Source organism: Gemella sp. GL1 (assembly GCF_013415365.1).
Lineage (GTDB): Bacteria > Bacillota > Bacilli > Staphylococcales > Gemellaceae > Gemelliphila.
In genome coordinates this window covers 1-386 of sequence record NZ_JACBYB010000004.1, presented here as the reverse complement: position 1 = coordinate 386, position 386 = coordinate 1, and the positions used below count along the sequence as shown (strand labels likewise).

The following is a 386-nucleotide window of genomic DNA, read 5'->3' as shown; positions in this document are numbered from 1 at the left end:
CCTACTGAAGATTGACGCTTCGGAAGAGTTGCCTGTCGTCAAAATCGGCAATCCGAAAGATTTGAAACCGGGCGAGTGGGTTGCCGCCATCGGTGCGCCGTTTGGCTTTGACAACAGCGTTACTTCGGGCATCGTGTCCGCCAAAGGGCGCAGCCTGCCGAACGAAAGCTATACGCCTTTCATCCAAACCGACGTTGCCATCAATCCGGGTAACTCCGGCGGCCCGCTGTTTAACCTGAAAGGTCAGGTAGTCGGAATCAACTCCCAAATTTACAGCCGCAGCGGCGGATTTATGGGCATTTCCTTTGCGATTCCGATTGATGTGGCGATGAACGTTGCCGAGCAGTTGAAAACCAGCGGTAAGGTTCAGCGCGGTCAGTTGGGCG

1 protein-coding gene is annotated in these 386 nt (G+C 54.9%); it reads left to right on the top strand.

Annotation, left to right across the window (positions count from 1 at the left end):
• The coding region (locus tag HZY82_RS00020) for a trypsin-like peptidase domain-containing protein (RefSeq protein ID WP_179938315.1) at positions 1–386 on the top strand (386 nt) is incomplete at both ends.